Origin of the sequence: Noviherbaspirillum autotrophicum (assembly GCF_000818395.1) — a bacterium.
In the GTDB taxonomy this organism is placed as follows: domain Bacteria; phylum Pseudomonadota; class Gammaproteobacteria; order Burkholderiales; family Burkholderiaceae_D; genus Noviherbaspirillum; species Noviherbaspirillum autotrophicum.
This window is the reverse complement of sequence record NZ_JWJG01000028.1, coordinates 17,654-31,000: the sequence shown is the minus strand read 5'-3', so window position 1 is coordinate 31,000 and position 13,347 is coordinate 17,654. Positions and strand designations below refer to the sequence as shown.

11 protein-coding genes are annotated in these 13,347 nt (G+C 63.7%); 6 read left to right on the top strand and 5 right to left on the bottom strand.

The annotated features are described in order from the left end of the window. Positions 1–17: 17 nt before the first annotated feature. The 3 genes from TSA66_RS01455 to TSA66_RS01445 form a co-directional block, all read right to left on the bottom strand. A complete protein-coding gene (locus TSA66_RS01455; RefSeq protein ID WP_040038714.1) occupies positions 18–434 on the bottom strand; it encodes a secondary thiamine-phosphate synthase enzyme YjbQ in 417 nt (138 codons plus the stop codon). A 34-nt stretch (positions 435–468) separates the two neighbouring features. After that, complete coding sequence (gene asd, locus TSA66_RS01450) at positions 469–1,320, bottom strand: archaetidylserine decarboxylase (RefSeq protein WP_052452598.1); 852 nt, start codon at positions 1,318–1,320, stop codon at positions 469–471. Positions 1,321–1,395: 75 nt separating this feature from the next. After that, positions 1,396–1,956, bottom strand: a complete 561-nt coding sequence (locus TSA66_RS01445; RefSeq protein ID WP_040038712.1) for a sugar O-acetyltransferase — start codon at positions 1,954–1,956, stop codon at positions 1,396–1,398. Between the two features lie 221 nt (positions 1,957–2,177). Between TSA66_RS01445 and TSA66_RS26685 the strand changes: the two genes are divergently transcribed. The 4 genes from TSA66_RS26685 to TSA66_RS01420 all read left to right on the top strand — a co-directional run bounded on the left by TSA66_RS26685 (position 2,178) and on the right by TSA66_RS01420 (position 6,862). Further along, positions 2,178–2,774 (top strand): hypothetical protein, encoded by a 597-nt coding sequence (locus tag TSA66_RS26685; protein ID WP_157691558.1) that lies wholly within the window; start codon positions 2,178–2,180, stop codon positions 2,772–2,774. A gap of 81 nt (positions 2,775–2,855) precedes the next feature. Then, positions 2,856–3,620 (top strand): transporter, encoded by a 765-nt coding sequence (locus TSA66_RS01430; RefSeq protein WP_040038710.1) that lies wholly within the window; start codon positions 2,856–2,858, stop codon positions 3,618–3,620. 119 nt (positions 3,621–3,739) lie between these two features. After that, positions 3,740–6,253, top strand: a complete 2,514-nt coding sequence (locus TSA66_RS01425; RefSeq protein ID WP_232429378.1) for a penicillin-binding protein 1A — start codon at positions 3,740–3,742, stop codon at positions 6,251–6,253. A gap of 153 nt (positions 6,254–6,406) precedes the next feature. After that, complete coding sequence (locus TSA66_RS01420) at positions 6,407–6,862, top strand: hypothetical protein (RefSeq protein WP_157691557.1); 456 nt, start codon at positions 6,407–6,409, stop codon at positions 6,860–6,862. A gap of 24 nt (positions 6,863–6,886) precedes the next feature. Here TSA66_RS01420 and TSA66_RS01415 read toward each other — a convergent pair whose 3' ends face one another. Further along, entirely contained in the window at positions 6,887–7,531 is a 645-nt protein-coding gene (locus TSA66_RS01415) for a TetR/AcrR family transcriptional regulator (RefSeq protein ID WP_052452002.1), read from the bottom strand. A gap of 157 nt (positions 7,532–7,688) precedes the next feature. Here TSA66_RS01415 and TSA66_RS01410 point away from each other — a divergent pair, with 157 nt between their 5' ends. Both TSA66_RS01410 and TSA66_RS01405 read left to right on the top strand, forming a co-directional pair. Next, complete coding sequence (locus TSA66_RS01410; protein WP_052452001.1) at positions 7,689–9,311, top strand: phytoene desaturase family protein; 1,623 nt, start codon at positions 7,689–7,691, stop codon at positions 9,309–9,311. Between the two features lie 318 nt (positions 9,312–9,629). Continuing rightward, positions 9,630–11,693 (top strand): YhgE/Pip family protein, encoded by a 2,064-nt coding sequence (locus TSA66_RS01405; RefSeq protein ID WP_040038708.1) that lies wholly within the window; start codon positions 9,630–9,632, stop codon positions 11,691–11,693. 36 nt (positions 11,694–11,729) lie between these two features. On the opposite strand, the gene TSA66_RS01400 is transcribed toward TSA66_RS01405, so the two are convergent. Further along, positions 11,730–13,298 carry a WS/DGAT/MGAT family O-acyltransferase gene (locus TSA66_RS01400; RefSeq protein WP_052452000.1) on the bottom strand — a complete coding sequence of 523 codons (1,569 nt, stop codon included), beginning with the start codon at positions 13,296–13,298 and terminating at the stop codon, positions 11,730–11,732. Between the last annotated feature and the right edge of the window lie 49 nt (positions 13,299–13,347).

Genomic DNA, 13,347 nt, shown 5'->3' with positions numbered 1-13,347 from the left:
CGCATGGGTGCGCGGGCTCAGGCCCCCAGCACCGTGACGACCACGCTGCGCCGCTGCGCGCCGGTGCGGTGCTCCCACAGGAAGATGCCTTGCCAGGTGCCGAGCAGCAGGCGGCCGGCGCCGACCGGGACCGTCAACGCAGTGCCGGTCAGCACGCTGCGCGCATGCGCGGCCATGTCGTCCGGCCCTTCGAGGTGGTGGCGGTAGGCCGGGTCGCCGTCGGGCGCCAGGCGCGCGAGGATCGTGTCGAGGTCGCGCCGCACGTCGGGGTCGGCGTTCTCGGTGATCGTCAGCGAGCAGCTGGTGTGCTGCACGAAGACGTGCGCAAGGCCGGTCCGTACGCCGGAGGCGGCCACGGCTTGCGCGACCGCGCCGGTGATGTTGCTGGTGCCGCGCCCGGGCGTCGTGAATTCGAGTATGGTTTGCTGCGTCATCCGATCTCCGTTATCGCCGGCGCGTGACCTTGGCTCACGCCTTCGGCTTGCGCCCCATCGCCTCGCCCATGCGGATCGCCCGTCCCGGCGTCCAGTCCTGATTGAATTCGAGCACGCCCTTCGGGAACAGCATCACGACGGTGGAGCCGAGCAGGAAGCGTCCCATTTCCTCGCCTTTTTTCAGCACGATCTGTTGGTCGTCGTAGCGCCACTCGCGCACCGTGCGCGTGCGCGGCGGATTGACTACGCCGTACCAGGAGGTCGCCATGCTGCCGACGATGGTGGCGCCCACCAGAGTCAGCACGAACGGGCCGAATGCCGACTCGAACACGCACACCACACGCTCGTTGCGCGCAAACAGTCCCGGCACGCCGCGTGCCGTGGCCGGATTGACTGAAAACAGCGCTCCCGGCACGTAAATCATGCGCGTCAAGCGGCCGTCGCACGGCATGTGGATGCGGTGGTAGTCGCGCGGGCTCAGGTACAGCGTGGCGAAGCTGCCGTGGTCGAATTGCGCGGCGAGGGCGCCGTCGCCGCCCACCAGCGCGGCTGTCGAATAGCGGTGCCCCTTGGCCTGGATGATCTGATCGCGCTCGATCGCGCCGCACTGGCTTATCGCGCCGTCGACCGGGCACACGAAGTCGGCCGCAGCCAGCGGACGCGCATCGGGGCGCAAGGCACGCGTGAAGAAATCGTTGAAGCTGGTGTAGCTCGCGAGGTCGGGATTGAGCGCTTCTTCCATGTTCACACCATAGCGTTTCGCGAACCAGCGGATCAGTTGCGGCGTGAAACGCTCGTCCTCGGCGCGCGCGACCCGGCCGGCGAGCGTGGTAAGCGCCTGCTTCGGCAACAGATATTGGTGTAATACGGAAATTCGCTTGGGCACGGCCAACCTCGTGGAAAAGAATTGGCGAGATTATAGCCTCATGCATTCGCGTAATGCCTGGCGCGCGAGGCACGATCACCCGCTCAGGCGCCTGAGCACGCGACAAGGATTTCCGGCCGCAAGTACGTCTTCCGGAACATCCCTGGTCACGACGCTGCCGGCGCCGATCACGCTGCGCGCTCCGATGCGCACGCCCGGACAGAGGATCGTGCCGCCGCCGATCCAGGCATCGTCGCCGACCTCGATGCCCTTGCCGAGTTCGAGTCCGGTCCTGCGGTCCAGCGCACTGAGCGGATGGCTGGCGGCATAGATTTGCACGGCCGGGCCGAACAAGACGCGCGAGCCGATGCGCACTGGCGCGATGTCGAGCACGACGCAATTGAAATTGAAGTAGACCTTGTCGCCCAGGACAATATTGCTCCCGTAATCGCAATAGAAGGGCGGTTCGATCCAGACGCCGGACCCGGCGGCGGGAATGAGCTCCCTCAGCAGGCGGCTGCGCTCCCCGGCCTGGTCGTCGCGCGTGTCGTTGAATGCCTTGAGGAGCAGGCGCGCATGGTGGCGCTCGTCGGACAGTTGGCGGTCGAGCGGGTTATACAGTTCGCCGGCCAGCATCTTCTCTTTTTCCGTTTTCATGCCTCCTCCTGGTTGATGTTGCGCGTATCCGGAAAAACGTTGCGCCCTCGAGCGCCCCAGTCGGGTAGATCGGACAGGAAGGCGGCGGTTCACAACAGGGAGCCCAGGATAGCGGTAACGTTCTCTTACAGCTGATACAACTTAGGTGGCTCACGCGGCGGCGCTTCATCCGTAATATCTCCATGGCATCACTTATTTAAAAACCGTCAACGGGGAAAACCATGAAACACACCAAGATCGTTAGCCACGCCGCAATTCTGAGCGCACTCGCTTCTGCCATGCTGATGACGGGTACCGTATTCGCCCAGACCACCTCCGCCGATACGACCGCAACGACCACCACGACGGCACCGACCACCACGACGGCACCGACCACCACCACGACCGCATCGACGCCGACGACGACTGCGACGAGCACCACGACCGCCGACGTGAGCACCGCTCCGGTCACGAGCACGACCACCGCAACGGCTACCACCACGACCACTTCCACCACCGCGACGGCCACGACCAACACCGCGGCCGTGAAGAAAGGGGCAACCGTCTACAAGCGGGGCGCCACCCTGCCGGACGGCATGACTGCGAAAAAGCATGGCGCCACCGTCGTGCTGCCGGCGCAAGCACTGGCAGGCAAGGCCTTCGCTGCGGAAAAGCGCGAAGCCATCGACGCGTTCACGGCGGAAAAGCTGGCAAAAGTGGAAAAGGCTGAAAAAGTCGACAAGGTGGAAAAAGTCGAGAAGATTGAAAAAATTGAAAAGGTGGCCAGGATCGAAAAGGTCGAGCGCCCCGAAAAAGTCGAGCGCACGCGCCGTAACTAATCAGCCTGTCAGGCTGGTGCGACGATGGGCCGGGCAACCGATGTTGCCCGGTTTTTTATTGGATTTTTGATTGTTATTCGAATGAAAAGACTGACTTTTGCGGCTGTCGCCCTGCTGTCGCCGCTGTTTTCGCACGTGGCCCTGGCGGACAGCGGTGTTTCGTTCAAGACCGGGTATGACTACACCACCGGCACTTACGGCACCAATAACCGTACCGAGATTACCTCGGTTCCCTTTATCGCCGGCTACGAAACCGGCAACTGGACCTTCAAGGCGACGCTGCCTTACGTGCGCATCACTGGCTCGGACAATGTCATTGCCGGAGTCGGCGCGGTGCGCAAGAGCACGACCGCGGTGCGCACCGAGTCGGGGCTGGGCGACTTGACGACCGCGGCGACTTATTCCCTGGTCGCCGATCCCAAGACCCAGTTCGGCGTCGACGTCACCGGCAAGATCAAGTTCGGCACCGCCGACAAGGACAAGGGCCTGGGCACCGGCGAGAACGATTACTGGCTCATGATCGACCCCTACAAGAAGCTCGGCGACGTGACGTATTTCGGCGGTGTGGGCCTGGGCATCCTCGGCAGTTCCAGCACGCTGCAGCTCAATAACGTCGTCAGCGCCAATGCCGGCCTGTCCTACAAGCTCGATGCGCAGGCCAGCGCCGGTGCGGTCTTCGATTACCGAAGCAAGGCGAGCGATGCCGGCTTCGATCAGCGCGAGCTGACGGCTTTCTATTCCCGCAAGCTGGGCGAGGCCTACAAGCTGCAGGCATACGCAACCAAGGGCTTTTCCGACGGCAGCCCGGACTGGGGCGCCGGACTGAACGTCGGCTACCACTTCTGAGCCGGATAACAGGCGCATTACCGCACTTTTACCGGCAAAAAACTGAAGGAGATGGAATAATTACCCTACAGTAATGGCGCATCCCGAATTCAGGGAGCGCCACAACGTAGGAATTCATCTTGCAAGCAGACATAAAGCCGCGCACGCGCCTGGCGCGCATTGCCGCGCGCATCGCAGGTTATTTCAAATCGGTCATCGACTCCACGCTGCCCTGGCCGGCCAGGCTGACGGCTTCGCTCCAGGCGGCGCTGGCCAGCGCCGCGATCGGCGCGGTGCTCCTGCTGGCGTACGCGATTGTCCTGATCCCGTTTACGCCCAGCATTGCTGACTTGCGCAAGGCCAAGGCCGACACGCCGAGCGTTTTGATGTCGGCCGACGGCAAGGAACTGGCCGTGTTCAAGCGCATGAACCGCGAGTGGGTCGAGTTGAGCGATATTTCGCCGCACGTCGTCGAGGCGCTGATCGCCACCGAGGATCACCGCTTCTACGAACACCACGGCGTCGACCTGAAGCGCACCGCGGCCGGCATCGTGCGTACGCTGCAGGGGCGGCCGGAAGGCGGCTCCACGCTGACCCAGCAGCTCGCGCGCAACCTCTACCCTGAAGATATCGGGCGCTCGCGCTCGGTTACGCGCAAGCTCAAGGAGCTGATCACTGCGCTGAAGATCGAATACGCCTATTCGAAAAAGGAGATCCTGCTCACCTACCTGAACACGATGCCGTTCCTGTACAACGCCTTCGGCATCGAAATGGGCGCGCGCACCTATTTCGACAAGTCCGCCGCGGAATTGAACGTGCTGGAAAGCGCGACCCTGGTCGGCATGTTGAAGGGCACGAGCTACTACAACCCGGTGCTGCGCCCGGAGCGCGCGCTTGAGCGCCGCAATGTCGTGCTGGCGCAGATGGCCAAGCGCGGCGTGTTGAGCCAGGCTGAATTCGACAGGCTGAAGACGCGCCCGATCCGGCTCGACTTCGAGCGCCAGCCGGAACCTGTCGGCGCGGCACCCCATCTGGCGGTCGAAGTGCGCAAATGGCTGATCGACTGGGCCGACCGCAACGATTACAACCTGTATTCCGACGGCCTGGTAGTGGTGTCCACGGTCGACTCGCGCCTGCAGCAGTTTGCCGAGCAGGCGGTGGTGCGCCAGATGCAGATGCTGCAGGCGGTGGCCGACACCGAATGGGGCGTCGCTGCCGAGCGCCGGCTGGCGAACAACCCCTCTGCCTTGCGCGGACTGCGGCAAGTGCGTCAGTCGGGTTATCTCTGGAAAACGCGCGGCGAACTGCTCGATGCCTTCGTGCGCGAGTCGGCCGCCTACCGCAAGTCCCTCGGCGATGGCGTCACGCCCGAGACGGCGCTCCGGCAGCTCAAGGCGAACGGCGAATTCATGGCCAAGCTGATCGCCGACAAGACGCGGCTGGAAACCGGATTCGTCGCCATCGATCCGGCCAACGGCCAGGTGAAGGCGTGGGTCGGCAGCCGCGATTTCGAAGTCGACCAGTACGACCATGTGGCACAGGCAAGACGCCAGCCCGGCTCGACCTTCAAGCCTTTCGTGTACGGCGCGGCGCTGGAAGACGGCATGACGCCGGAGACGCGCTTCACCGACAAGGAAGTCGACATCCCGATGGGTAACGGCAGCGTGTGGCGCCCGACCGACATGTCCGGCCCGAGCGGACGCGACATGACGCTGCGCGAAGGCCTTGCCTATTCGAAGAACACCATCACCGCGCAAGTGATGCAGCAAGTCGGCCCCCGGAAAGTGATCAGCTTCGCGCGCAAGCTGGGCGTCGATCAAAGCCCGCTGGAGGCGGTGCCCGCGCTGGCGCTCGGCACCAGCCCGGTCACGCTGCTGGAAATGACGACCGCCTACAGCACCATCGCCAGCGGCGGCGAATTGCGCAAGCCGATCCTGGTCAGCCGCATCCTCGACAAGAACGGCAAGGAGCTCGACAGCTTCACCAGCGACGGCAAGCGCGTATTGTCCGGAAAAACCGCCTACGACCTGACCGACATGCTGCGCGGCGTGATCAACCAGGGTACGGGGCGCCCGGTCAAGTGGCAGATCGGCACGCGCGCCGATGTCGCCGGCAAGACCGGCACCACGCAAAACAATACCGACGGCTGGTTCATGCTCATGCATCCGCGCCTGGTGACTGGCGCCTGGGTCGGCTTCAACGATGCGCGCGTGACGTTGCGCAGCAACTACTGGGGGCAGGGCGCGCATGCCGCGCTGCCGCTGGTCGGCGATTTTTACCGGCGCACGTTCCGCGCCCGGCTGATCGATGCCGGCGCGCATTTCCCGAAGCCGCCGGACTCCTTCCTGCAATCGATGATGAACAAGGTCAGCGGGTGGTTCGGCTGGAACACGGCACAGCCCAAGCCGGCGCCCGATCCCGCCAAACCGGCGGCGCAGCCGCGCGCACCGGCGCTGCCCGAGGCGGCCGATCCGCGCACGGATGAAATGGAGCGGATCATGAATCAGGCCGACGACCCCGTGCAAGACAGCGGCGCGCCCGACACCGGAAGCACGAGCACCCCGCCGGAACCGGCGATGCCAGGCGACGCCGGTCGCCAAGAAACAATTCCGGCCGGCAGCGGCCTCGAGCGGACTGATGCCCCCGGAAAGTAATCCTGAGCCAGGGCGGCCGCGACGCGCGGGGCGGGAAGCCGGTTTTGCGTGCGATACAATGGCAGCCCGTCAGGAGCCGCGTTTTGCAGGACGTGAGCATCCGCGCCATTTCTGATTCGGCCCACCATGCAGCAGGAAAAGCGAACGTTATTATTGGCAATCCGGCCAGACGACAAGCCGCTGGCAACCGCCATCATCGACGACGATTACCACGCCGTGTACTGCCATACCTATGAGCAGGCGCAAGCCTGCCTGGATGAAGACATTTACGCGGTGGTATGCGGCATCCATTTCGATAACGGCAAGGTATTTGATTATTTGCGCCATGTGCGCACCCATCCGGCGGGGCGCGATATTCCGGTATTTATCCTGCTCGGCAACAGTAGCCGTTACTCGCCGTCCATCGTGCACGGCATGCGCCGGGCGGCGGAAGTGCTTGGCGTTACCGCCTTCACCGACTTGATCCGCCTGGTCGACAAGGTCGGCAAGGAACGGGCAATCGACCTGCTGCGCCAGGGGTTGCGTCATCCCAGCAAGTTCAATCCTCCGGGGCAAGAGCCCTTGCCGGTACACCCAATCAATGCGCATTGCCTCGGTAGCGCTGACTAGGCGGCGCAAGCACGCGCATTGCCCTCATTTTTTCGGCTTGATCCGGTCAAGTTTCAGAAAACCCGTGCCGGCAATCATGGTCACCGCTTCCGCTGCCTGAATTGCGGCTTGCTCGCTGGCGTCGATGCCCAGGTCGGCGAGCTGACCATCGATCAGGAGCGCCGCTAAGCCATGCACCGCCGACCACGCAGTCAGCGTGATTTTCTCGACGCCGAAATCATGCAGCAGCTTGTTTTCCTGGCAGCTGCGCACGGTCTCCCGCATGCTCGCCAACGCCTGGTCGCACGCTGCCTTCAGCTCCGGAAAGTCACTCTTGTCGCTCAAATCCGGGTGGTACATCGCCAGGAAATAGGGCTGATGTGCGACGGCGAACTGCACGTATGCGACCCCTTTGCGGCGAAAGCACTCCACCGGGTCGCCCGAAAACTGGGCATCGATGGCCTCGAATGCCGCAGCCAGTTGCTGGAAGCCGGATTGGGCGATCGCCGCCAGCAAGGCCCGCTTGCTCGGGAAATGCCGGAACGGCGCCGCGCTGCTCACGCCCAGCGTGCCGGCCAGCTCGCGCAACGTAAAACTGACTTCGCGCGCCGCTGCGATATGGCGGATCGCCGCATCCAGCAAGGCATTGCGCAGGTCGCCGTGGTGATAGCCCTTGGTTGATTTTTTCATCCCCGCATTATCGCCGCTCTGTTTCTCACATGCACCGCCATGATGAAATGTAAGCGGTACTTACATTTCGATTGACGCCGGGCGCCGCGCGGTGCTATCGTGGCCCGATCAAATGTAATCGTTGATAACATTAAACTCCGGCAGCGGGAGAAAGTCCATGCAACAGAATAATGCCTCGTTCGACGCCATCGTTATCGGTTCCGGCATCGGCTCGCTGACCACCGCCGCCTTGCTGGCGAAGGAGCGCGGCATGCGCGTGCTGGTGCTGGAAAAGCACTTCAACGTCGGCGGCCAGACCCATGAATTCAAGCGCAAGGGCAAGTACGAGTTCGACGTCGGCCTGCACTACATCGGCGGCATGGACAAGGGCAGCGGCAAGGCAGTATTCGACTACCTCACCGAGGGGCGCCTGCACTGGCAAAAGATGCCGGACGAGTTTGAGAAATTTGTCTACCCGGACATGGAATTCAATGTGCCGTCCGATGGCAAGCTGTACTGCCAGCGCCTGGTCGAGCGCTTTCCGGCCGAGCGCGCTGCCATCGAGCAATACTTCCGCGACGTGAAAACGGCGGCCGGCTGGTATTCGATGGGGCATCTGGGTGATGCCCTGCCTGCGGTGCTGCGGCCGCTGCTGAAACTGGCGTTTCGCTGGAAAGGCGGCTTGGCGGCACTGACTGTCGAAGCGTACCTGGAGCGGCACTTCAGGGATCCGCGCCTCAAGGCGCTGCTGGCGTCGCAATGGGGCGACTACGGCTTGCCGCCACGCCAGGCGGCATTCGGCATGCATGCGCTGATCGTCACCCATTACTGGCGCGGCGCGTGGTATCCGGTCGGTGGCGCCAAGCAGATCGCGCGCGCCATCATCCCCGTCATCGAGCGCAGTGGCGGGCAAGTCCTGTCCGGCAAGACCGTGTCCGAAATCCTGGTCGAACGCGGCCGCGCCACCGGCGTTCGCACCGTCGCCACCCTCAAGCCCAACCGGCCTCCGGTGGACTATGCCGCACCGATCGTCATCTCCGGCGCCGGCGCGGTCAACACTTATCTCAAGCTCCTTCCGCGCCATGTCGACATTCCCTTCCGCGACCGCCTGCACCAGCTGCCGCCGGGTACCAGCGCCATTTCGGTCTACCTCGGCCTGAAAGCGTCGCCGGCCACGCTGGGCATTCGCGGCGAGAACCACTGGGTCTACAGCGGCTACGACCACAACCGGGCGGCGGCCGATACCAGCTTCACGCAAGGCTATTACCTGTCGTTCGCGTCGCTGAAAAATCCGCAGGCCAGATCGCATACCGCCGAGATCATCGCCTTCGCACCATATGACCGCTTCGCCCAATGGGCCGACGGCCGTTGGAAGAAACGCGGCGACGATTACGAGCGGCTCAAGCAGGACATCGCGCGGCAGCTCATCGACCAGGTCGAGCGCCGCATTCCGGGCTTTGCCGCCCTGGTCGACTATATCGACGTCTCGACGCCGCTGACAATGGAGCATTTCCAGGGCAACTCGCGCGGCGAATTCTATGGTTTGCCCGCCACGCCCGAGCGCCTGTTCCAGCCGTGGACCAGCGCCAAAACCCCAGTCCGGAACCTTTACCTGACCGGGGGCGACGTCATGTCTCCCGGCGTGGTCGGGGCAATGATCGGCGGCGTGAAAACCGCCGGCGCGCTCATGGGGCCGTTCGGCTTTTTCAAACTGATGAAGACCATGGCCGTCGCCGGGCGGCGCACCGGCCAGCCGAGCTCGGGGGCCGCGCCGGAGTCCGAAGTGGCCCCCGCTGGCTAGCCTTTCCTGCCGCTCCTGCAGCACCGCCACCAGGCGTTCGCGCGAGTGCGCGAAGGCCGCCCGACGTCTATTGCGCGCACCTGCTCATGCCGGCCGAGATCACCGCTTTTCGGCATCGTGCATTTGATTTAAGTGAGGAATTGTGAGAGCTTATTTCATATAAGAAAAATAATGCGTAGCAGGGATGGATGGCTTAATCTTAAAAAGATTGTGGCCGCTCAAGACAATAAGTCATCAACTCTGCTAGCGCATTTCATGGGATGATGACCAGATCCAACACAGATTGGAGCCATGAAAAAACAATGGGAGAGGAGAACCATGAAATCAATCCGTCGCTTCATGCAGGGCGTCGCCGCAGTCATTCAAGCCGACCGCCATTTGTTTCAACGATTCCCCGCGCTTAAGCTGGCCGCGCTCGGCATGGTGTTTGTGCCAGCGATCTACGCCGCGATTTATCTGGGCAGCGTCTGGGATCCGAATGCGAAAACGTCGGCCTTACCGGTCGGCCTGGTCAACCTGGATAGCGGGGCAAGCTTTCGCGGGCAGGATGTCAAGCTCGGCAATGACGTGGCCGCTGCACTGGAAAAGCAGGGGCAGTTCGGCTACCAGCGCTTTTCCGACGCGCTCTCGGCGCAGCAGGCGGTGCGGGACGGGAAACTGCATTTCGCGGTGCTGATTCCGAAGGACTTCAGCCAGCATGTCGTCGCCGGCACCCAGCCGGGCGCGACCAAGCTGTCCGTCTATACCTCGGAAGCCAATAACTATGTCGGCGCCGGTTTTGCCAAGCGCTTTGCGCCGGAACTCGCGCAAAGCGTCAACGCCCTCATGAGCGTAAAGCGCGCCGAACTGAATGCCGCCGGTTCCCTGCAAAGCCTCTCAAAACTGAAAGAAGCGGTTATGCGGCTCAACGTCGGCGCATCCCTGCTGACGTTTGGCCTGGAAGGCGCCGTCAAGGGTAGCGGCGAGCTGGAAAAAGGCACCGTCGTTCTGAAGGACGGCGCGCTGCAGTTGCAGGAAGGCGCCAAGAAGCTCAATGCCGGCACCGGCGAACTGGTTCCGGGGATGAAGCAGCTCGGTGCGGGCCTGCGCATGATGGATGCGAAAAAGCCCTCGAATGCCGACCTGCAGGCGCTGGCCGATGGCGCGCACGGCCTGGTGGCTGGCGAGGCCGAGTTCGGCAAGAGCCTGGCGCAGCTGCAGGGAGGCGCCAAGCAGTTGGCCGGCGGCGTGCACCAGCTGAAAGAACGGGCGCCCGATCCGATGATTTCCCAGGCGCTGGCCCCGCTCGACGCCGGTGCAGCCCAGCTCGCCGCAGGCATGGGCAAGGCCGGCGAAGGGCAGGCCAGGCTGGCGGAAGGCGCGCGCCGGCTGGATGAAAACACCGGCAAGCTGGCCGCCGGCCTGATGAAATTCAATGAAGGCATCCACGCCATGGCAGGCAAGATGCCGGAAGACGCCCGAATCGATGCCTTTGGCGCCGGCATGAAGCAGCTGGCCGACAGTACCGGGGCGTTTGCCAGCGGCACCATGCGCCTGAACGACGGCGCGGGCAAGCTGGCCGCCGGCCTGGTCAAGCTGAACGAGGGCGCATCGGCCATTTCCGCCGGCCTGCAACAAGTCGATGCATCGCTGCCGGCACCGGGCGCCGACGGCGACACCGGCACCGCCATTCCGGCCGGCGCGGTGAAGATCGATCTGCAGGTGGCCGCACCCGTGACCAGCCGCAGCAGCGGCTTGGCGCCGAACCTGCTGGCGGTGGCCCTGTGGCTGGGCGTGGTATCGATGGCCTTCCTGTTTTATTTCAACCGCTTGCCGGCTTCCGTGCAGCAGGCGCCGGGATTGTCCAAGATGATCGGCAAGCTGGCGGCCCCAAGCGTACTGGTGCTGATGCAGGCCATCATCATGCTGCTGGCGCTGGTTCTCTTGTTCGAGGTCCGTATCCCCGACATAGCAAGCTTCGGCGCGACGCTGGCGGTGGCGGCATTCGCCTACCTTGCGATCCTGCTGGCGCTGGTCAGGGTGTTCGGTGCGGCCGGCAAGGCTGCCGCCGTCCTGCTCCTGCTCGTGCAGCTGACGTCTGCAGGCGCACTGATGCCGGTAGAACTGACCACCGGCGCCTATCACGCAGTGCAACCCTATCTGCCGATGAGCGGTGTCGTTCATGCGCTGCGCGCAAGCCTGTCCGGCGCGCCAGCCGAGGTCTGGCTGAACGCGCTGGGCATCGTGCTTATCGAAGGCGTGGCCGCGTTCCTGATCGCGGCCATCGGCGGCAAATGGAAGTTCGTCAAGGCGGACGAATATCGTCCGGCCCTCGACGTCGAGAGGGGCGAACGTGCCGGCGCCATCCCACAGGCTGGCGCGCTGGCGGCAACTGCCAAATAACGCCTTCCTGCGGCGGGCAACGGCTGCCCGCCGAACTCAGGCTGCCTCGGCGGCTACCCGCCTGGCGCGTCGCACCGCCTTGCCCGCTGCTTTCAGCGGTAAGGGCGTGACGCTGGCGCGGGCTGGTTCTTCCGCTCCGGCGTGTGCCTTGGCCGTCTTTCTGGCGGCCTTGCGCCGGGTGGCGGGCGCTTCCTTCTTTTCTTCCTGCAGCAGCGCCATCAGTTCCAGATGCGCTTCGCTCATGTACTTCGCCAGTTCGCGCACGTCCGGCATGGCGCGGCGGCACGCGATCAAACCGAATTCAAGCGCGCCGTTATAGCTCATCACGGTGATGTTGAGCGCGATGCCGTGCAATGGAATCGACAACGGGTAATAGCTCGCCATGCGCGCGCCTGCCATGTACAAGGGCGCTTGCACGCCCGGCACGTTGGAAATCAGCACATTGGCAAGCGGCGGAATCTTGTCGGCCAGGCGCGTGCGGCTGTACAGCGAGGCCAGCGCGCTCATCAGCCAGGGCACGCCCAGGCTGGGGAGATCCGTGGGCAGCACCGATTTGACCCGGTTGAGCGTCGTCTTCAGGGAACTGGAGGACTGGACGATGTCCAGCATGCGCTCCTTGGCGCTGGAGTGGTTCGTCGGCAGGCTGGCCAGCGCCAGGCTGAACTGGTTGTTTTGTTCGGTATTGCCCTGTGCGCGCAGATTCACCGGCATGACTACCTTCAGCGGCTCGGCGGGCAACGCGCCCTTGGCGTCGAGGTAGCGGCGCAAAGCGCCGCTGCAGATGGCCAGCACGGCATCGTTGAGGCTGCCGCCGAACGCGTTTCCGAGCATTTTGGCTTCGCTCAGGGGAACCCTGACGGTGGCAAAGACGCGCTGGTTGGTGACGGTGACATTGAGCGGCGTTCTCGGGCCCGGCTTGAGACGGTTCGCCAGGCCACCACTGCGCTTGCCACTTTTCCCCTTGGACGGCAGCATCAGGCTGCCCACGGCTTTGGCCGTGGTCGGCAGGTATTTCGCGATCTTCCAGTATTGCGTTGCGGTGTGGCGCAGCACGTTGGCGATCATGGCGTTGACGCTGGGTTGAGCCGTTTTCTTGCGCTCGGGCACGGCAGCGGCCTCGCGCGGCTCCGGGCTCGGGTCGAACACGGCGCGCGACAGCGATTCCGCTCCCACGCCGTCGATTGCCGCATGATGGACCTTGATGTAGAGCGCTGCCTGCCCCGACCTCAAGCCCTCGATCACATGGAACTCCCACAGCGGCCGGCTGCGGTCGAGCAGGTGGGAATGCAGCCGCGCCGCGACGGCTTCCAGTTGCACCATGGTGCCCGGCCTGGGCAGCATGACGCGCTGCACATGGTAATCGAGATCGACCTCGTCATCCTCGACCCATACTGGGTTGGCGAAATCGAGGGGCAGGTGGGCGAGCTTCTTGGTGAAGAGTCGTGCCAGGTGCATGCGGCTTGCCACATGCGCCTTCACCTCTTCATAGAAGTCGCCGCGATAGCCTTCCGGAAGATCGAACAGGTGCAGAGCGCCGATATGCATGGGCATTTCCGGCAGTTCCAGATGCAGAAATGCCGCATCCAGGCCGCTGAGTTGTTTCATTGCTTCTCCTATGTGGACTGACTGGTCGGGAAACGCGTCAGTCTTCCAT